The sequence below is a fragment of the Novacetimonas maltaceti genome (genome assembly GCF_002906255.1).
Classification (GTDB): domain Bacteria; phylum Pseudomonadota; class Alphaproteobacteria; order Acetobacterales; family Acetobacteraceae; genus Novacetimonas; species Novacetimonas maltaceti.
On the sequence record NZ_POTC01000010.1, the window covers coordinates 68956 to 86394 of the forward strand.

23 protein-coding genes are annotated in these 17439 nt (G+C 61.8%); 8 read left to right on the forward strand and 15 right to left on the reverse strand.

Annotated elements, in window-relative coordinates; all coding sequences use genetic code 11:
* Nucleotides 1–21 precede the first annotated feature (21 nt).
* The 10 genes from KMAL_RS05715 to KMAL_RS05755 all read right to left on the reverse strand — a co-directional run bounded on the left by KMAL_RS05715 (nt 22) and on the right by KMAL_RS05755 (nt 5559).
* The gene (locus KMAL_RS05715; RefSeq protein ID WP_110094782.1) at nt 22–2562 is read right to left on the reverse strand and encodes a DUF927 domain-containing protein; all 2541 of its coding nucleotides are present in this window, start codon (nt 2560–2562) and stop codon (nt 22–24) included.
* Nucleotides 2559–2906: a hypothetical protein gene (locus KMAL_RS05720; protein WP_110094783.1), complete on the reverse strand. Its 348-nt coding sequence runs from the start codon at nt 2904–2906 to the stop codon at nt 2559–2561. The genes KMAL_RS05715 and KMAL_RS05720 overlap by 4 nt, the downstream gene beginning before the upstream one ends.
* 118 nt (nt 2907–3024) lie before the next feature.
* Complete coding sequence (locus KMAL_RS05725; protein ID WP_239019964.1) at nt 3025–3255, reverse strand: hypothetical protein; 231 nt, start codon at nt 3253–3255, stop codon at nt 3025–3027.
* Between the two features lie 10 nt (nt 3256–3265).
* Nucleotides 3266–3517: a hypothetical protein gene (locus KMAL_RS05730; RefSeq protein ID WP_110094784.1), complete on the reverse strand. Its 252-nt coding sequence runs from the start codon at nt 3515–3517 to the stop codon at nt 3266–3268.
* 568 nt (nt 3518–4085) lie between these two features.
* Nucleotides 4086–4415 carry a hypothetical protein gene (locus KMAL_RS05735; protein WP_110094785.1) on the reverse strand — a complete coding sequence of 110 codons (330 nt, stop codon included), beginning with the start codon at nt 4413–4415 and terminating at the stop codon, nt 4086–4088.
* Complete coding sequence (locus KMAL_RS05740) at nt 4412–4708, reverse strand: hypothetical protein (protein WP_110094786.1); 297 nt, start codon at nt 4706–4708, stop codon at nt 4412–4414. The genes KMAL_RS05735 and KMAL_RS05740 overlap by 4 nt, the downstream gene beginning before the upstream one ends.
* Complete coding sequence (locus KMAL_RS17775) at nt 4705–4827, reverse strand: hypothetical protein (RefSeq protein WP_275399311.1); 123 nt, start codon at nt 4825–4827, stop codon at nt 4705–4707. Before KMAL_RS17775 ends, KMAL_RS05740 begins: the two co-directional genes overlap by 4 nt.
* Nucleotides 4824–5072: a hypothetical protein gene (locus KMAL_RS05745; RefSeq protein WP_110094787.1), complete on the reverse strand. Its 249-nt coding sequence runs from the start codon at nt 5070–5072 to the stop codon at nt 4824–4826. The genes KMAL_RS17775 and KMAL_RS05745 overlap by 4 nt, the downstream gene beginning before the upstream one ends.
* Entirely contained in the window at nt 5069–5302 is a 234-nt protein-coding gene (locus KMAL_RS05750) for a hypothetical protein (RefSeq protein ID WP_110094788.1), read from the reverse strand. Before KMAL_RS05750 ends, KMAL_RS05745 begins: the two co-directional genes overlap by 4 nt.
* Nucleotides 5299–5559 carry a hypothetical protein gene (locus KMAL_RS05755; protein WP_110094789.1) on the reverse strand — a complete coding sequence of 87 codons (261 nt, stop codon included), beginning with the start codon at nt 5557–5559 and terminating at the stop codon, nt 5299–5301. Before KMAL_RS05755 ends, KMAL_RS05750 begins: the two co-directional genes overlap by 4 nt.
* Before the next feature lie 406 nt (nt 5560–5965).
* On the opposite strand from KMAL_RS05755, the gene KMAL_RS05765 reads away from it, so the two are divergent.
* The 4 genes from KMAL_RS05765 to KMAL_RS05775 all read left to right on the forward strand — a co-directional run bounded on the left by KMAL_RS05765 (nt 5966) and on the right by KMAL_RS05775 (nt 8198).
* Entirely contained in the window at nt 5966–6172 is a 207-nt protein-coding gene (locus tag KMAL_RS05765) for a transcriptional regulator (protein ID WP_110094815.1), read from the forward strand.
* 837 nt (nt 6173–7009) lie between these two features.
* The gene (locus tag KMAL_RS16870) at nt 7010–7240 is read left to right on the forward strand and encodes a hypothetical protein (protein ID WP_146044160.1); all 231 of its coding nucleotides are present in this window, start codon (nt 7010–7012) and stop codon (nt 7238–7240) included.
* A 278-nt stretch (nt 7241–7518) separates the two neighbouring features.
* On the forward strand, nt 7519–7812 hold the full coding sequence (locus KMAL_RS05770) for a type II toxin-antitoxin system HigB family toxin (protein WP_110094791.1): 294 nt from the start codon (nt 7519–7521) through the stop codon (nt 7810–7812).
* 5 nt (nt 7813–7817) lie between these two features.
* On the forward strand, nt 7818–8198 hold the full coding sequence (locus tag KMAL_RS05775) for a helix-turn-helix domain-containing protein (protein WP_110094816.1): 381 nt from the start codon (nt 7818–7820) through the stop codon (nt 8196–8198).
* Between the two features lie 1038 nt (nt 8199–9236).
* Here the strand turns inward: KMAL_RS05775 and KMAL_RS05780 are convergent.
* On the reverse strand, nt 9237–10280 hold the full coding sequence (locus tag KMAL_RS05780) for a hypothetical protein (RefSeq protein ID WP_110094792.1): 1044 nt from the start codon (nt 10278–10280) through the stop codon (nt 9237–9239).
* A gap of 368 nt (nt 10281–10648) precedes the next feature.
* On the reverse strand, nt 10649–11860 hold the full coding sequence (locus tag KMAL_RS05785) for a tyrosine-type recombinase/integrase (protein WP_110094793.1): 1212 nt from the start codon (nt 11858–11860) through the stop codon (nt 10649–10651).
* A 231-nt stretch (nt 11861–12091) separates the two neighbouring features.
* Between KMAL_RS05785 and KMAL_RS16880 the strand changes: the two genes are divergently transcribed.
* Nucleotides 12092–12439 (forward strand): DUF6998 domain-containing protein, encoded by a 348-nt coding sequence (locus KMAL_RS16880; RefSeq protein WP_146044162.1) that lies wholly within the window; start codon nt 12092–12094, stop codon nt 12437–12439.
* Nucleotides 12440–12700: 261 nt separating this feature from the next.
* Complete coding sequence (locus tag KMAL_RS05790; protein ID WP_239019965.1) at nt 12701–13111, forward strand: hypothetical protein; 411 nt, start codon at nt 12701–12703, stop codon at nt 13109–13111.
* A gap of 12 nt (nt 13112–13123) precedes the next feature.
* Here KMAL_RS05790 and KMAL_RS05795 read toward each other — a convergent pair whose 3' ends face one another.
* From KMAL_RS05795 to KMAL_RS05805, 3 genes are read right to left on the reverse strand one after another with little or no spacing between them, the layout of a single operon-like run.
* Nucleotides 13124–14023 carry a metal ABC transporter solute-binding protein, Zn/Mn family gene (locus KMAL_RS05795; protein WP_110094794.1) on the reverse strand — a complete coding sequence of 300 codons (900 nt, stop codon included), beginning with the start codon at nt 14021–14023 and terminating at the stop codon, nt 13124–13126.
* Between the two features lie 15 nt (nt 14024–14038).
* Nucleotides 14039–14911, reverse strand: coding sequence for a metal ABC transporter permease (locus KMAL_RS05800; RefSeq protein ID WP_110094818.1), 873 nt, complete (start codon nt 14909–14911; stop codon nt 14039–14041).
* On the reverse strand, nt 14908–15747 hold the full coding sequence (locus KMAL_RS05805) for a metal ABC transporter ATP-binding protein (protein WP_239019966.1): 840 nt from the start codon (nt 15745–15747) through the stop codon (nt 14908–14910). Before KMAL_RS05805 ends, KMAL_RS05800 begins: the two co-directional genes overlap by 4 nt.
* A gap of 556 nt (nt 15748–16303) precedes the next feature.
* On the opposite strand from KMAL_RS05805, the gene grxB reads away from it, so the two are divergent.
* Complete coding sequence (gene grxB / locus KMAL_RS05810) at nt 16304–16948, forward strand: glutaredoxin 2 (RefSeq protein ID WP_110094796.1); 645 nt, start codon at nt 16304–16306, stop codon at nt 16946–16948.
* Between the two features lie 91 nt (nt 16949–17039).
* Complete coding sequence (locus tag KMAL_RS05815) at nt 17040–17426, forward strand: hypothetical protein (protein WP_239019967.1); 387 nt, start codon at nt 17040–17042, stop codon at nt 17424–17426.
* The last annotated feature ends 13 nt before the right edge of the window (nt 17427–17439 follow it).

The window sequence follows — 17439 nt, forward strand, 5'->3', positions numbered from 1 at the left end:
TGACCGGGACCGGATGGGCCATCATTTGTCCCCACCCATAATGTCGTCAGTGATTGTGTAGACGCGCACGGACTTGCCGTGTTCGGGGTCTTTGAGGAATGATGATGCCTTGCCGCCCCTGCCAGAATTAAGATACCCGGCGGCGATCAGGCTTTGCGCGGCCCGCTTTGCATCCAGCCCCTTACACACGACCTCACGCCACACGGCGGGGAAGATCAGGTATTCCCATTTCTCCGCACCGCCTTCTGTCGTCACCTTGCGGCGGTATCCGGCACGGTCTCTCGTGCGGGAGCGGCTATCATCGCCGTCGCCATCGGGACCACCCAGCAGGGTGAAACGGCTCTCTCCGTGTTCCTCAATGAAAAGACGGACCTGTTCGATTGCGGTCCTGTCCTCCGCTGCTTGGGTGCCGCCACGCTCATCAAGCCATGAACGGAAGCATACCAGAGCCGCCCGCGTAGCCTCCCCGCGCTGCCACGGCAGAACGCCATACGCGGTTGCCATTTCACCCGCAGCAGCCACCAGTCCAAACCGTCGCACCACGGAACGCACCTGCCCATCGACAGGGGCAGCATCAGGCAACGCCTGTTCCTCAAATCGTGCCACGATCTGCTTGATGGTATCGGTAAGGGCAGCCTCATCCTCATTGCGATCCAGCACAAGGGCCTGCAACCAGGCACGGCTTGCGGTGCCGTAGCTTGTCCGGGCCGCACGGCGGATATGATCGGCAAGGTCGCCCGGTGAGGCCATGTCATGCAGGTTTTCAAACAGGCCCATCCCGGCACCGGCATCGGCCTGCACGTTCACAAGCCGGACCTCCTGCCCCGCCATCGGGCGCTGTCCGGCCTCCCCCATCTTGGTCGCCAGCGTGATTTCGCCGGTGGACAGGAACAGCACGCGCCAGCTCTTGCGGGCACGGGCTTCGCCATTGCGCCCGGCACGCTGCTTGCCGCTGTTGTTCGCCAGCATATAGGTGATTTCACCGACTTCGCGGCTGTTAGCCTGCCCCATCTCATCAAGGACAAGCAGGGTGTCGGAGGTCTCGGACGCGATACCCTCCGTCCCGTTGGACGTGCCGCGCCATGACCGCACCTGTCCGTCACGGTCGCCCTTGCCCCATACCGAACCCGCCGCGAACAGGGACGTGGACTTGCCGGACTGGCTCTTGCCCACGATGTGGAACCCACCGGACTGTTCGCCCATCAGGTCCAGCAGCGGGCCGCAGAAGGCGACAGACAGGGAAAAGGCAAGGCGGCTGTTGCCCACGGCATAGGCGGCAATATCGCGCTGCCAGTCCGCCAACGTCCCGCCTGTCCCGTATTCCGCGCCCCGTGCCATGCGGGTTGTCTGGAACACCACATCACGCCGCCCCGCGCCAACCGTCACCCCATTGGGCAGGACAAAGGTGGCGTTGCCATTGTCATGATACCACCCCGACTTATCGACACAGCGCAGGCGGCGCACGGTATGGACGGAGGAAAAGAACTGGCGAAGGAATCGCGTCCCAGAGACGGCGCACCCGAAACCCGCATCCTCAAGTTCACCGGCAATGTCCTTGCCGTCCCCATGCACCATGCGCCTTGGTAATGCCCATTGGTGAGGCCTTCCGTCCGGGTCCAGCCAGCTAATCAGGACGCCCCATCCGTTGCCATCCACGTCCCGCGTTTCGGCAATCACGTTGAAGGGGATGCATATCCAAAACTTCTTCGGGGGCAGGTCGCCACCCTGTTCCTCGGTGAAATACAGCCCCCCGCGCTCCATGCTGTAACCGTGCGGCATCCTGACGTTTGCGACGGCTGGCGTGGCCTGATCCAGATAAGGGCGCAGGAAATCCACATCGGAGGTTTCCCCTCCGCCTGTCAGGTCATCCGGCACGTCATCGGCCAAATCCCAGCCGGGAGGCAGGTTGTCTGGCACCGCCACCGTACGCACCACCGCAGCCCCGGCATCCTCAAGGGCGGCAATGACCGCATCGGCATACCCGCTGCCAGCGTCGTCATTATCCGGCCAGATGGTCACGCTACGTCCCGCCAGAGGTGACCAGTCATTATTTGCTGCCGCCTTGCTGCCACCCTGGGAGGTCATGACCACATAATCAGGGAACAGGCGGCCCGCCGCGTCCGCGGTCTTTTCGCCTTCCACCAGCAGCACGGGCACGTCAGTGGAGGCCGCCAACTTATCCAGTCCATAAAGCGGCAACGGCTTGCGTCCCTGCTTCCAGTGCCAGCCGGTGCCGTCATGACGGTTGCCCTTACTGTCCGTCCACACACGGCGGCCATAGGACAGGGGAAGAATATCCTTACCACCGTCCTCGCGTTCCTTGCGGAACCGGGCACACAGGGGGCGGCCCTCCGCATCCCGGTAAACCCATAGGGACGATGCGCCACGCGGCAATTCAGGTTCACAGGGGGCGGGTGTGATCGGCTCCCACTGTTCGCCAGACGGGCCGCCAATGGTCTGGGCTTTCGCCTTTTCCTCATCTGTCAGGGGCGCAAGCGGAGCCGCACCAGACAGGCACGCCATTGCGGGAAGGCTGCTCGCTTCGGAGGTAATGCCGGTCATGGCTGCACCCCCACGCCAAGCATAAGGGATAACTGCCGTGCCGCCTCGATCTGGGACAGCCCGAACAGATAGGCCGCAAGGGATACGGGATCACCGCCCCGGTCGCCCGTAGCGAAATCAGACCATCGGCCCGTGTTCATGTTCACTTTGAACGAACCGGGGTTACGGTCCCCCCGGCGCGGGTTGCGTGATACCCATTCGTGCCCCTCACGCCTGCCGTCTGGCAGCCAGCGCAGGAGTAGAGCCGTCAGCACGCCAAGGGCTGCGCTGTTGACTGCCTGGAAGTCTATTTTATCCCCCGGATTCGTGTGTACGGAGTCCGGGTGTGCATGTGTTTCTGCCATGTCAGGCTTGCCACCTTATTAAGGTGCCGCCCGTCATTTTACTTGGGAAATTCCGCCTTGGTGATGTATGGTGGCTCTGACCTCAGGACACCATACATCACCGGCGCGGCTCCCTCAGTTAATGACGGGGGCCGTTGCTTTTTGGGATGAATGTTGCGCTGGGAAGGGACGCGAGCCATGCCAGTCCCGCCCGGAAATCAATCACCGTCCGACGTCCCAGCTTCTTTGCGATCAGCTTGCCGTCATTCAGCTTGCGATATGTTTCCGTGCGGGACATGCCCGTCCGCGCCACCCACTCAACCACCGATACATAATGCGGAGGTGCCTTCTCATTGCCGCCAGCGATCATGCGCACCCCCTCAGGCCATAGCGTGGGAGGTTGTGCAGCCAGTACGGCCAACAGGCAGGCGGGCGGCAATGACGGGCAGGTCAGACCGGCGCACGAAGCGGAAGCGGCCCCGCTTGATTGTGGGGATCATCCCGCTTGCCGCGTAGGAATACGCGGTCGTCATCGCATGGAAGCTATCGCCAGCGCCCCGAGTCGCACGCTGGCTGTTCAGTTCCGCAATCGCATCGGCAAAAGGGATCAGGTCGTCGTTTTCTTCGGTCATAAAGCACCGTAAACCAAGGGTTTCAGGGTGCTATCAGGGCGTCGGGAAGCACAAGGGCCTGTGCAAAGATGCACAGATTTTCCCTTGTCAACCAAACCGGAGTCCGCCTAAAGAATGTTTAGGAACCATCACCAACGGAACCTGTGTTTTCTAGCCGGATTGGCGGTTTTCCGCCGTCCTGATAGCAATGACACTACCAACGAGAAGCCGCTTTCGGTGCGCCAACACCGGGCGGCTTTTCTTTTGGCGACACGCTCCCGAAGAAGCGAGTCACGCGCCACTGATTCTCTATACACCCCAAACGAAGCGGTTCCAATACGAAATGCCGTAGGAAGTCTCCTATGTCTCCACACGGCACAATGACCGTCGTGGGGCTGGTCCCACACCGTTTGTCTCATAAACACCCCTCCACGGGCTTCTGTGGACCTCTAAGGGGCATCCTGATGTGTCACCTAAGGTGACAGTTGCGGACAGGAGGGGACAACCACGGACAAACATGGAACAGGATTGACCTTGGGGAACCGGCTTCGGGGCGCTGGCACCCCACGGTTAAGCCCTACATCGTCTCTCATGAAATGCAGTCCTCGATGGCGTGGACATATCGACCGATCCCATCGGCTAGCCATGCCAGCTCAGTGCCGGTCTGTTTGTCCCCCTCCGCCATACGGGCCAGTATCCCGGCCATGACACTGATTTCCGTGGTGGCAGCCTGTATGGCCGCCAGCCGGTCGGGCGTTGCGATGCTGGGCGGCGCTGTATGCGCGCGCCATGCCCGGTGGCAGGACGCGGAACTGCTGCCCATCGCCTCGCCTACCTCGCGCCATGACAGGCCCTCTTTGCGGAGGTGTTCAATCCGGCGCAGGTCGCGGGCAGACCAGGTGCGTGCGGGGCGGCTCATGCGTGCCCCCTGTAGTGCTGATGGGCCATGTAGAGGTCATACAGACGCGCTTTGGCTGCGACGGTGAAGTAGTCCACATGCCGATCCACTAAGGGGATGCCCTCATGCTCATATCTGGCGCATGGGGCATCTTTCAGCCTGTGCCGCATGTCCTCGACCTCCGCCCGCATCAGCCTTTGCGCCTCCTGTAAGGGCAGACCGTCCACGCCCCATACAGCATCGGCCCATTGCTTCCCGCGCTGGATCGGGTCCGGCACCCCGAACAGGGTGGCGTATGCTTCATCCGGCGTCATGGCTTTATCTCCGCCCACAGGCGCATCGTCAGGATACCCAGCGCGTTGCCAGCCCGGATCGTCCAGGCCGATAGCAGGATGAGAAACCACAGGGCTGTGTGGATCAGGATGCGTTTCATTTTGCATACCCTCCGGCTTTCACCGCCTCGGCGTCCTCCTGTGCGGTGGCCTCCATTTTCGCGGTGAAGTCAGCCAGCCAGAACACCACGCCCATCCACTGGCTCTTGATTTCCATGGTGACCTCATCGGTCATGTCCATGTCATGCGCGAGCGTGTGAAGGGTATTCCGCAAGTGCTGGGCTGTGTTCTGCTGCCAGTTGAGGGCATATTCCCCTATCGCTGGGAAACTTGGGATACTGCTCATTTTGCGGCCCTCCGCAGATTGGCGATAATTTTTTCCAAGGTGTGAGCGGCCCAATACGGCCCATCTGCCCACCCTCCAACGTCCTCTTTGGTGGGTTCAGGTGCAGGGATGTCGGCTGCGTCCATCATCTGGCTGCCCATCAGTCGAAGCGCCTGCACGAGCCTGTCCAGGTCGTCGCAGTTATTGTGCGTGGTTACGATCAGTTCGCCGTTGTCAAAGGATCTGCTCATTTCGCACCCCCTTTCATCGCCAGAATGTCGCGTGCCAGGCTGCCCTCGATCTGCTTGGGGTCCGGGTCGAACAGCATCACCAGCCGGGCCTTGTCCTGCAGGTCGGCAAAGGACCGGGCGGGGGTCTGGATTACCTTGCGGTAGGCGGCCCGGAAACGGTCGGATTGGGCCTGCGCATTGGCCGTGGCCGGTTCTTTGTAGCAGCGGCGATCAGCACCAAGGGCGGCCATGGTGGCCTTGCGGATGGGGCTGGTCATCGGGCCGCCTCCATCGCCTGCACTTTTGCACTGGTGTGATGCAAAACCTCCGGCTGGGCGAACCCGGCCAGGGCGAGCAGGAGCAGCGCGGGGAAGATCAGCCCGGCTGCCAGATGCTCGGATGTGAGTAAGAGGGCTTTCCCAGCTTTGGGAAAAATGGAGCCGAGTACGCTTGTACCCAGCCGGGAACATGCCCATGTGGGTCTGGGCGTGCTATAAGTACGGTTAGCCATTGCCGAATTCATCCTTCGGTTGTGGTTAGGCCGGGCGCGGGAGCTTCCACCTTCCCGTCCGGCTGCCTTGCCAAAGAGCGCAAGGTCGCTACACTGTCCACAAGTTTTACCCCTTGGTCAACCCAAGATCGACACAGTGTAGCGAAGTTTATATGACCCCAGAACAATGCAAGATGGCCCGAGCGGGTCTTAACCTAGGCGTGCGGGAATTGGCCGAGCTTGCTCAGGTCTCCACCAACACGATTACCCGCCTTGAGCGTGGGGAATCGCTTTATCCCCGTACGGTCGAAGCCATCCGTGCCGCCCTGGAAGACGCCGGGGTCGAGTTCATTGCAGAGAATGGCGGTGGGGCTGGGGTGCGGTTGAGGAAGAGCGAATAAGTGGAGGCACCCACAAGCAAAGCTCAATGCGTTGCGCTCCGATTAGGCCCTCTCGACGTTCAGCTTATTAACCGCACATTGAAGACAGACCTGGAACCGGGGGAACTTTACCTCAGTCGGCAGGCCCATTGGCATATCGCCAAGGACCATCCAGAAGACTATGCCATGTGCATGTCCGCCCTTCGGCGCGTTGGCCAATCGCCCGGATTGATAGGGCAAGCCCCCAAACATGCGGACAATTTTGAACTTGTGATACGCTTTCGATCAAGCCAGCAGGAAGGCGAATATGTCCTGATTGCCGTAGGGCTGGAACGGGACCGAGACGGGCTTTATCGCGTGAAGACCGCCTACCGTGTGCCAGAACGGACCATTACCACCAGACGAGCCGCTGGCCGACTCTGCCTTCCTGTTCGCTCATAAAAAAAGACCGGCGAACCGGTCTTTTTTCTTGTCCGGGCGGGACGCAATCCCCGATCTCTTGGCTTGGCCCTCTCTGCCGCATAAGAGGTGCCAGGTTAGTTACCTGCGGCTAGCAGGTGCGTGAGGTAGCCGTTCTCACCTCACCGGACCCCCCATACATTGCGATCAGAGAGATATCCGTCAACCCTCCATAGGTCACGAAACATTGCGGCGCACCAGCAGATCACCCGCATCAACGTCGAGCATGGAATGCAAGTCAGGCCGGTGCCCCGTATGGGGCAACATATCTTGCCTTCCCTGATTTGTTCCAACTCGGCCCGAGATGGCCCTAAACGGCCCGGACAGGCTGTTTCTTTCCTTCGGGCCAAGTCGGGCCATTTGAGGCCGAATAGGACAGAAAACGGATCGGCAAGATGTGTGACCCTAGCTAGGGCACCGGGCTTATTCGCGCTCCGCACTCAATGGTTTTCAGTTGTTGAGACGCATTGGAGCAGGTTGCGGGGGAGCCGTTTTGATTTAATCGCGCTAAAACCGGCAGAAAACAGCCATCGTTTGAAAAACAATCATTTGAAAAAAAATCAAAACGACCTGCTGATTTCCTATATAGCTGCCGAAAATAATATGGCCTGCCGATTTGATTTTCTTTGAAAAAACAATCAAACGCTGCCTGTCACATTCTCTCTCGCGCGCACGCGCGTATTGTGCAACTCGCTGCAAAGCCGGTCAGTGGGTCATGCTCCGATACCTGTACGACCTTGCTATGATATGCGGCCCATTCGACCCTCGGCCACGGTCTATTTTCGTCTACTTTAGACGCGCCCGAACGTGGGGTTGACGGCAATGAAGCCACCCAACAGCATCCGTGAATGTTCCCGAAAATGGAATATATCCATTGATCCCAAAACGGGAACGTGTTACATAATGACATGCAAGTCATTGCCCTCAAAACGCTCCGCGCCTTCTGGGAAAAGCACCCGCAGGCCGAGGCCCCGCTCCGGGCATGGCACCGCGTAGTTTCCAAGGCGGAGTGGGTGGGGACGGCAGACATTCGTGAAATGGCCCGCTCTGCTGATTTCGTGGCTGACAACCGCGTGATCTTCAACATTGGCGGCAACAAATACCGCCTGATTGTTCGTGTTTCCTATGAATATAAGCGCGTCCTGGTCAAGTTCATCGGAACGCACCGCGAATATGACAAGATCAACCCGGAGACAGTATGATGCTGATGGATATCCGACCGATCCGCGATGATGCGGATTACGAATGGGCGCTCAAGGAAATTGAACAGTATTTTGACCATGAACCCGTGCGCGGGACGCCGGAAGCGGACCGTTTTGAGGTGCTGGCTGCCCTGATCGGCGCGTATGAAGAACGGGTCTATCCTATTCCTGACCCTTCCCCCCTGGACGTGCTGCGCTTCCACATGGATCAGAATGGATTGACGCAGGCAGACCTTGCGCGCGTGATCGGCTCACGCTCCCGCGCCAGCGAGATCATGACGGGGCGACGCTCACTCAGTCTGGCGATGATTACCGCCATCCGTGCTGCATGGAAAATACCGGCTGACCTTCTGGTTCCTGCGCCGGTTGATGTCGCGGCGGAGTAGAGGCAGTCAGCGGGTCATGGCCGTGCTGCGCTATTGCGCGCGTGGACCTGTCTCATGTGTATCATTGCCGCCGCCGAATGCCTCCAGTCGGGGTATTCCCCGAGTGACGGATTCCAGCGTCTCAATGTTAACATTTGATAACAGGAACTTTGCACAGGAATGGCGGAATACAGCCAAAAATAACATGCTCCCTCGCGCGCGCGCGCGTACTGCGTCCGACTTGATTATCCAAAACGGGACAATCAATGCTCCCTCGCGCGCGCGCGCGTACTGCTCTATTAATCCCGGCATTGCCGGGGTAGTTCAGCCCGTAATATGATGCGGCATGACAGCCACAAAACCCATATCCGAATGGACGCCGCCGGAGGTGGTGGACGTGTTCAGCATCAGGCGAGGCGCACGAAACCCACAAAGGCGTTATTGGCCAATGTCGCAGGCCGCATTTGCCAGGCGGTATGGCTTTACCGCTTCTGCCGTGGCGGACTGGGAACAGGGACGCCGGAAGCCTGATCCAGCAGCCCGCACCTTGCTGGCGATGATCCAGAAGGATCAGCAGGCCGTGGACCGGCTATTGGGCCACAAAGACGCTGCACCCCCTAAGTAGGTGGGGCAGCATCGCGCACGCGCGCGCACGGATAATATTTAAGCCATGAAAACCTGACAAAACCAGATATTCAGGCCTCGCGCACGCGCGCGCACTTGGTGCGGAAACCTCCGACCATCCAGCTAATTCCCGTTCGCGCGCATCGCGCGTAGACCCTGTGTACATTGTGTCGTGCCGTCCCTCGTGCGCATTGCGCGTAGGGTGTGTGTCATCCGTGTCTCGCGCGCGTGCATCGCGCGTTGGACCTGTGCGATTTGTGCGGTTTGTGCCGACGAAATTCGTCGTCAGTCGCCTCGCGCGCATCGCGCGTAGGGTCTGTCCCATTTGTAACGGCCACACCTGTGTAACTCGCGTACGGTTTGGGCCGCAGAGATAAACCAAAGGGTCCGCACAGTAAGCGGTCCCTACCCCTGTTCAATCTGAACATACCTCCGTCATGCTGCCATACGCCGCCTGATGTTCAGCACGGTCGAAGGGGAAACACCCGCACGGGCGGCAATCTCGCGCAATGGCATATGCCTGCCTTCCGGGGTGGCAAGTATCCGCTCCACCTCCGCCCGTCGCTGTCCTGCCGTGTTCAATTTGAACGGAGGGGGGGTGTCCAGATTTGGACCGGCCCAAACATGGGGATTTCCCATGTTATAATCCGCATTGCCGGGAATATCGGCAGCGGGTGATAAACCGGGAGACTCCCGTGTTTCCGATGCTCCAAAGCCCGCCGCCTGTAGCCGCTCAAGGTCATCAAGAACGGCCTGGGGGCTATCGCGGCTCCCCTGTCCGTCCAACTGAAAGCGCAGGCGCACAATCACGTCGGACAGGTCACGGGCCGGGATGAGCTTCTCCACCATGTCGCACAGGTGCCACCGCCGTTTCTCGGCACCTTTGCTCAGGTAGTCATACTGGTTGTTCCCGTCCGCTACGTTGCGGTCATCGCATAGCCTGTCCCACGCCTCATATTCAGCCAGAGCCGCCGGGATGGTGTCGGGCCACGGGATAGATTGACCCATCGCCGCCACCACACGCTCGGAAGGGCTGAAGTGCGAACCGTCAAACGTATCCGCCTGGTCGCCTGGGTGAACCTCGCGGAATGGCTCAATGGCAGCATCCAGCGCCTTTTCTTCCGCCGTGGGTGCGAACACGGCTTCCTCTGACCCATAGCGGGCGATCACCTCCGCAATCCGGTCTGCATTGTCGCGCATCCAGCGCCGTCGCTCGGCATCACGCTCTCTCTGCCACGCCCGCATATGAGCCGGGTTGCCCATGTCATAGAACCTGAGACCCCCCGGTCCCGGCTGGGGCAGGTCATCACCGAACCCGCCATCCGCCAGCAGGCCCGGAATGTCATCCAGCACATAGCCATACGGCTCGATCATTGCGGCGGCGCGGGTCCGGGCGGCGTCTGTCTCGCCTTCTTTACCGCCCTCCGCCAGTGCCCAGACCTTCGCCAGACGCTCAAGATTGATACCGGATTGCGCCATTGCCTGCCCTCGCCCTGTTCAAATTGAACATTACAGGACGGGCGGAAGGTGTACAAGTTGAACATGCCGCCGGGGGACATGGTAAAGGCGTTGGGTTTTGATAACACATCGACGGGACGTGTTGGCGGGGTGTGGGGGTTTTACCCTTTACCCGCAAAACAGGGGGAACGGCGCTCAGGCCCGCTGTTATCAGCACCCCAATCCGCTGCCAGTCACACCGGTCACACACCCATTACAGGCAGGTGTGACCAAATCCATCCCTGAAAAATGACTGTATTCCGCCATTCTTTTGCTTGGTCACACCAGTCACACCGGTCACACCCAAAAACACAGACCCCGAATGGCAATCGAGGGTGTGACCTGTCGCGTCATGGGCGGTTCCGGTGTGACCCGCAGCAATAGGCAGCCCATTCATCCATCAGGGCACGACGCTTCTCAAACAGGTCTCCCCTTCGATAAGCGGCTTCAACCTTGTTGCCGACCGCATGGGCAAGCGCCATCTCCACAACCTCATTCGGGTAGTCTGTCGCTTCCGCTGCCCAGTCCCGGAACGTGGATCGCAGACCATGCACGGTTGCATCCTTCGTGCCCGCTGCCAGATGCAAAGCCTTGGACAGCGCCACGTCAGTCAGGGGGCGTGATGGCCTGTATCCGGGGAAGGCAAAGCCGGTCCCGTTCGTCGGCTGGCGCAGGCCGTCCAGAATATCGGTGGCGGGCATGGACAGGGGAACACGGTGCAACCGCCCTGCCTTCATCCTCTCCGCCGGTATCGTCCACACACGGGTGGTCATATCAATTTCAGGCCACAGGCAGGAGCGGACCTCACCAGACCGCGCCGCTGTCAGGCAGGCAAAGCGGACAGCCTTGGCCGCCAGTCCGTCAGACATGCTCAGGGCCGCCATGACCGATGCAATATCCTTCCACGGGATAGCCTTGTGATGCTGGACCTTCGCCACCTTGGATGGGGCTGGAAGCAATGCGGACAGGTGCCCTTTCCATCGGGCCGGGTTCTCGCCCTCCCGCCAGCCACGCACACGGGCATAATCAAGGATACGCTCCACACGCCCCCTGAGTCGTCCGGCTGTCTCTGTCCTGTCTGTCCAGATTGGACGGAGGGCAGACAGCACGGCATCGGTATCAACGTCTTTGATAGGCTTGTCCCCAAAGACAGGGAAAACATGGTTGGCAAGCGATCCGGCCCATGTGGCGGCGGCCTTGCGATCCTTCCATGCCGGTGCCTGTTCGGTGATGTATGCCTGCGCCACCTCCGCAAAGGTGCCGCCCTGTTCCATCTTCCGAGCGGCTTTTTCCTTTGCCCGCTCCACCAAGGGGTCAGTGCCCTCCTTAATCATGCGGCGGAGGTCCACAGCCCTGTCACGCGCACCGGCCAACGAAAGGCCGGGATAGCTGCCAAGGCCCATCTGCCTGCGCTTGCCGGTGGCGGGCGACGTATAGCGCATCTCCCACAAGCGCGATCCACCAGACGCCACCAGCCATAGCCCGCCACCGTCGCATATGCTGCCAGCCCTGTGACGTGACACCTGAAGGGCCGTCAGTTGATTGGGTCCGAGTCTGCTCAATCCAGTTTACCCCTCTTATTACCCCTCTTAGAATCGGGGATTGTGTGGGTCACTCTGGGACACTCTGGGACACTCACGCCAGTAAAACCTTAGAAAACCTTATGTTTTTGGTACGTCCTGAAACACTCTGGGACGTGGGTTAGGCGGATTTCGAGTCCGCCATTTCCGGATAAAGTATAGTTATATCAGTTGGTTAATCGGAAGTTTGCCAATCCGGCCCCGGAGCGTTTCGTGGCGTGGGTGGATATGGAGAACTCTGGCCTGACGTTACTGCCTGCTTCATTCAGGCAGTACGACGCGATCGGTGACGCAGACCTCCACGTCCAGATCAAGCTGACACAGGGCAGTTCTGTTGCCATCAGTTATGCCTGCGACCATCTCCTTGTCCTGCATCTGGACCGTCATAAAGGATTCTCGGAGGTTTATAACGGTTCAGGAGCACCGGTTTGGGCACAGATCCGTCACAAGGCCGGTCATGGACGCCAAAGAGCAATCAGTCTTGCTCAACTGCAAAAGATCGCCGTTCTCAATCCCTCCTTTGCCCTTCCACGGATACGGGCATTTCCCGTCATGCAGTAGACGAAGATGTTCAGCACGTCATTGACCTGATGCGTCGGCGAACCGACAGGCTTGTAAAAGTTTCCGGGTGCCGTCTTTCTGAAGCTTTTTGAAAAAAGCTTCACCAAAAACTTCCGGATTATTCCTGCGACGTTTTCATGGGACCGCTTTTGATATGGCCTGTGTGGAACTCCGGCCCCTATGGGCGTTTAGGGCTGCATCCGGCAGGTTCCGTCCTTCCGGTCCCGGATGGTTTACATCCCGCAAGAAGGGTGAAAAGCGATGCGTTATTCCCCGCCCGGGCTGGCGTGGCCCATGGTCGTGACGTTTGCACTTGCCTTTGGCCCCGCACTGGCGCAGCCGCGTAACACGGCCGCCCCCGCATCGTCGCCGCAGTCGGTGGCACAGGGGGCGGTGGAGGGCGCGCCGGGGGCGCGGCTGGCGGGGTACCTCAATTTCTGCATCGGCAATGGCCTGCTCCCGCATGGGGAGACGACGCCGCTGCTTGACCACATGATCGCCCGGACGAACGCGGTCTTCAACGACCATCGGGGCGACATGGAATATGCCTATGGCACGGCCGGGGTCCTGCAGCCCGCGAATCCAAAGGGCGCGCGCATCACGGACCTCGACATCGCGCAGCGGCGGGACCTGTGCGACCAGGTGCGTCGCAGGGCCGCCGCCGCGGGCTGAAGCGGAAGGGCGTCAGGGCGGCGGCTGCATGGCCGGGACCATCAGGTCCACGTCATGGCGGATCATGGAAATATAGTCCGCCGCAGGGCCGCCGGGCGGCGACAGGGCCTCCACATACAGCGTGCCGCCCGGATGCGCGCCCGTGGCGGTGGCGACCTGTTTCACCAGTCGCGGGTCGGCGGCATTTTCCATGAAATAGGTGCTGACGCCCAGCGTGCGGATCTGGCGGATCAGGCCGGCGACATCGGCGGCGGAGGCCTCGGTCTCGGTTGACAGGCCCTGCGGCGCCATCAGGGTTACGCCATATTCACGCCCGAAATAGCCAAAGGCGTCATGCCCCGTCAGCACGCGGCGGCGTTCGGCGGGGACGGTCGCGATACGTTCGCGGATGTAATGGTCCAGATCACGCAACCGCACGAGGTAGGCCTGCGCGTTCGCGCGAAAGGCATCGGCATCCTCCGGGTCGGCGCGGATCAGGGCATCGCAGATGTTGCGCGTCCAGATTTCCACGTTCGGCACGCTGTTCCACACATGCGGGTCGGTCACGTCGTGCCCGTCCTCCACCATGGCGTGCAGGGGAACGCCATCGGACACGATGACGGGCGTCCCGTGGTAGCCCGCCGCGCGGGCAAGGCGGACGAACCATGTCTCCAGCCCCTCGCCGCTGAGGAAGATCACGTCCGCCTGCTGGAGTTTCCGCGCATCGGCGGGGGAGGGTTCGAATTCGTGCGGGTCCCCGTCGGGCGGCACCAGCGAGGTGACGGTGGCATGCGTGCCACCCACCTGCCGCACCACATCGGCCAGCACGGTGAAACTGGCGACGGCATGGACCGTGCCGGCCATGGCTGCGTGCACCGGCGCCAGCCCTGCCACAAGGGCGGCGCAGGCAAGCGGCAGAAAGCGGAATTTCATGTCAGGAAGCCTTTTTCAGTCGCGTGTCAGGCGCGGGGTGAAAAGACGCGAGGCCAGCCCCATGGGCGCCAGCAGGAGCGAGACGCCATAAAACAGGCTGCATGTCAGGATGATGGTCGGCCCCGAGGCCATGCGGCAGTGAAACGACACCAGCAGCCCGCCCAGCCCCGACAGCGCGGCCAGGGCTGCGGACAGCATCATCATCGCCCACAGCCTGCGTGTCCACAGCCGGGCGCTGGCGGCGGGCAGCATCATCATCCCCACCGCCATCAGCGTGCCCAGCGCCTCGAACCCGGAGACGAGGTTGAGCACCACGAGGAACAGGAACAGCATGTGGCACGCGCCGCCACCGCCGCCCACCAGCCGCATGAAGCCCGGATCGACACATTCCATCACCAGCGGCCGCCACACCACGGCCAGCATGCACAGCGTCACCGTGGACACCCCGCCCATCAGGCACAGCGTCGGCGTGTCGATGGCCAGGATGGTGCCGAACAGCACATGCAGCAGGTCGATGTTCGACCCGTGGGCCGAGACGATCAGCACGCCCAGCGCAAGGGAGGTGAGGTAGAAGCTTGCGAAGCTTGCGTCCTCCGACAGGCGGGTATGGCGACTGACCAGTCCGGACAGCAGCGCGACCCCCAGGCCCGCGACAATCCCGCCCAGCCCCATCGCCGTCATCGACAGCCCACCCGCCAGCAGGAAGCCGATGGCGGCGCCGGGCAGGATCGCATGGCTCATCGCGTCGCCCACCAGGCTCATGCGGCGCAGTTGCAGCAGCACGCCCACCGGCCCGGCCCCAAGCCCGAGGGCGAGGGATGCGACCAGCGCGCGCCGCATGAACCCGAAATCCGCGAACGGGGCGATGAACAGGTCATGCAGGGTCATGCCCACAGGTCCCCCGATGTGACGTTCCGTGGCACCATCTCCTCCGTCGCTTCGGCATCGGGTGTGCCGCCATCGCCCACGGGGCAGGCGAAGACCGCGTTGCCGCCATAGGCGCGCTCCAGCAGGGCGGGCGTCAGGACCGCATCCGTCGGACCCCAGTGGGCGTTGCCCTGCGCCAGCAGGACGACATTGGGGAAATGCCGCGTGATCTGGCGCAGGTCGTGCAGGACCGCGATCACGGTCCGCCCTTCGTCGCGCCAGTGATCGACAAGGTGCAGCAGGTCGCGCGTCGTCGGCGCGTCCAGCGCGGTGAAGGGTTCGTCAAGGATGATGACCCGTGCGTCCTGCATCAGCAGTCGCGCGAACAGAAGGCGCTGGAACTGTCCCGCCGACAGGTCGCCGATGCCGCGCTCCTCCATCCCCGACAGGCGGACATGGCGCAGGCAGTGCGCCGCGCGTTCGCGCAGGCTGGTGCTGACCGCGCCAAACGCCCCCGTCACCCGCCATGCGCCCGACAGCACGAGGTCCGCCACGCACAGCGGGAATGTCCGGTCGATGTCGCGGGCCTGCGGCAGGTAGCCGAAGTCGCGCGGATGCTGCCCGCCATAATCGATGCGCCCCGCCCGCAGCGGGATCTCGCCCAGCAGCGCGCGCACCAGCGTCGATTTTCCCGCCCCGTTGGCCCCGGCAATGGCCGTCAGGCTGCCGGGCGCGAACGTGCCGCGGACATGTTGCCAGACTGGCGCGCGCCCATACCCCGCGGCAATGTCATGCAGCGTGATCGCGCCCGCCGTGGCGGGGGAACTGGCGTGGGTCATGGCAGGCGCGCCGCCCATGCGATGGCCATCCACAGCAGCATGATGGGCACGCCCATCCACGCCAGTCGCCATGCCCATGACCTGGCCATCCAGGTCCGTAGCGTGTGTGTGGGAGGGAGGGCAGGCTTTGCCCCTGGGTCTGTGGCCATGGTCTTGTCATTCCGCGCGGTGGGAGACGGTCCGCGTTTATTGTTATATTATAACGTTTCCACATTACACCCCCGGCCACCTTCCGGTCAAGGCGCGTGCCACGGCCACACGGGAGGGACCGGCCCGGTGGACGAGGGATTTCCATAGGGATGGGTGATTGCGTACCGCGCAGGCCGCCTGCATAGTGCAGGTCGTGTTTCGCCACCAGTCGGGTTCAAACGGCGTTATCGTAACATATTGCTGGATATTGATAAAAGTTTCCGGAAGCCGGTTTTTTCCACAAAGGCGGCGTTCTCCGGACGCTTTCCGGCCAAAGGCTGCACCCGGACCTTCCGGACGGCCTGCCGGGCAGTTTCACGGGCGGCCTTAGGCAAGGGGCCGCCGATCCGGTCAGGCACGGACCGGCAGGATATGAAGGGTTAGGATGCGACTCTATAGCTACGATCACTGTCCTTTCTGCGTGAAGGCGCGGATGATCTTTGGACTGAAGGGCATCGCGGTGGATGTCGTGACCCTGCTCAATGACTATGTGGCAACGCCCACGCGCATGATCGGGACGAAGATGCTGCCGATCCTGGAACAGGACGGGCGGTTCATGGGTGAAAGCATGGACATTGTCGGTCATGTGGACGCCATGGACGGCCACCGTGTCCTGACGGGGCCGATCAATCCGCAGGTGGGGGAGTGGATACAGGCCACGAATGCCGTCGCCTTCCGCCTGATCCTGCCGCGTGACGCCGCCGCCCCGCTGGAGGAATTCGCGACCACGGCGGCGCGGGCCTATTTCATCCGCAACAAGGAAAAGATGGTCGGCCCGTTCGGCGCGCTGCTCGACGACAGCGCGGGGATGATCGCGCAGGTTGATGAGCGCCTGCGTGCGCTGGCCCCGCTGGTGCGCGCGCCGCATGCGGTCAATGGCGAACTGTCGGACGACGACATCCACCTGTTCGCCTTCCTGCGCAGCCTGACCATCGTCGCGGGACTGACCTGGCCGGAGGAAGTGGCGCAGTACTGCCGCACGATGTCACGGGCCTGTGGCGTACCGCTGTTTGACACCATCAGCGCATAGGCGCGTTGCGTGCGAAAGTGACCCACGTCATTGAACCGCGCGGCGTGGCGGTGGTTTGTGATGCAGGGCCAGCGATGCAGGGCGCGCGCGGATGGCACCGCGCCCGTCGCGGGCCGCCATGACCGATCAGGAGGCCGCAATGCCGCGTTTCACCGATGATACCGACCGTCCCGGCGACAGGGGCGGGGACAAGCACGCAACCGCCCGCCGCCTGGCCGAAGCCGGCATCCGCGCGGAGCAGGCGGGCGATCAGGCGCGCGCCGACGAACTGTTTGACGAGGCCGAGCGCACCGATCCCGAAGCGCTGGAAAACGTGCTGATGGAAAATCCCGCCCCACGCAGGCGCGTCTCCGGCCGGGGATTTGGCGATGACGCGGCGGTTGCCCGCGCGGGGCGCGAAGTGCATCCCGGTTCCGATGCGCCGTCACGCGCCGGGATTACCGATAACGGCAGCGGGGCCGATTCCGAACGCCGCTGAGCGTTCGGTGGGG

Bases quoted from the DNA above. Each gene is read 5' to 3' on its own strand.
- KMAL_RS17775 (WP_275399311.1), bottom strand. From the start codon at position 4,827: ATGAAACGCATCCTGATCCACACAGCCCTGTGGTTTCTCATCCTGCTA.
- KMAL_RS05715 (WP_110094782.1), bottom strand. From the start codon at position 2,562: ATGACCGGCATTACCTCCGAAGCGAGCAGCCTTCCCGCAATGGCGTGC.
- KMAL_RS05795 (WP_110094794.1), bottom strand. From the start codon at position 14,023: ATGAAATTCCGCTTTCTGCCGCTTGCCTGCGCCGCCCTTGTGGCAGGG.
- KMAL_RS05805 (WP_239019966.1), bottom strand. From the start codon at position 15,747: ATGGGCGGCGCGCCTGCCATGACCCACGCCAGTTCCCCCGCCACGGCG.
- KMAL_RS05740 (WP_110094786.1), bottom strand. From the start codon at position 4,708: ATGACGCCGGATGAAGCATACGCCACCCTGTTCGGGGTGCCGGACCCG.
- KMAL_RS05750 (WP_110094788.1), bottom strand. From the start codon at position 5,302: ATGAGCAGATCCTTTGACAACGGCGAACTGATCGTAACCACGCACAAT.
- KMAL_RS05765 (WP_110094815.1), top strand. From the start codon at position 5,966: ATGGCCCGAGCGGGTCTTAACCTAGGCGTGCGGGAATTGGCCGAGCTT.
- KMAL_RS05775 (WP_110094816.1), top strand. From the start codon at position 7,818: ATGGATATCCGACCGATCCGCGATGATGCGGATTACGAATGGGCGCTC.
- KMAL_RS05720 (WP_110094783.1), bottom strand. From the start codon at position 2,906: ATGGCAGAAACACATGCACACCCGGACTCCGTACACACGAATCCGGGG.
- KMAL_RS05730 (WP_110094784.1), bottom strand. From the start codon at position 3,517: ATGACCGAAGAAAACGACGACCTGATCCCTTTTGCCGATGCGATTGCG.
- KMAL_RS05800 (WP_110094818.1), bottom strand. From the start codon at position 14,911: ATGACCCTGCATGACCTGTTCATCGCCCCGTTCGCGGATTTCGGGTTC.
- grxB (WP_110094796.1), top strand. From the start codon at position 16,304: ATGCGACTCTATAGCTACGATCACTGTCCTTTCTGCGTGAAGGCGCGG.
- KMAL_RS05790 (WP_239019965.1), top strand. From the start codon at position 12,701: ATGCGTTATTCCCCGCCCGGGCTGGCGTGGCCCATGGTCGTGACGTTT.
- KMAL_RS05780 (WP_110094792.1), bottom strand. From the start codon at position 10,280: ATGGCGCAATCCGGTATCAATCTTGAGCGTCTGGCGAAGGTCTGGGCA.
- KMAL_RS05725 (WP_239019964.1), bottom strand. From the start codon at position 3,255: ATGATCGCTGGCGGCAATGAGAAGGCACCTCCGCATTATGTATCGGTG.
- KMAL_RS05755 (WP_110094789.1), bottom strand. From the start codon at position 5,559: ATGACCAGCCCCATCCGCAAGGCCACCATGGCCGCCCTTGGTGCTGAT.
- KMAL_RS05770 (WP_110094791.1), top strand. From the start codon at position 7,519: ATGCAAGTCATTGCCCTCAAAACGCTCCGCGCCTTCTGGGAAAAGCAC.
- KMAL_RS05745 (WP_110094787.1), bottom strand. From the start codon at position 5,072: ATGAGCAGTATCCCAAGTTTCCCAGCGATAGGGGAATATGCCCTCAAC.
- KMAL_RS05735 (WP_110094785.1), bottom strand. From the start codon at position 4,415: ATGAGCCGCCCCGCACGCACCTGGTCTGCCCGCGACCTGCGCCGGATT.
- KMAL_RS05815 (WP_239019967.1), top strand. From the start codon at position 17,040: ATGGCACCGCGCCCGTCGCGGGCCGCCATGACCGATCAGGAGGCCGCA.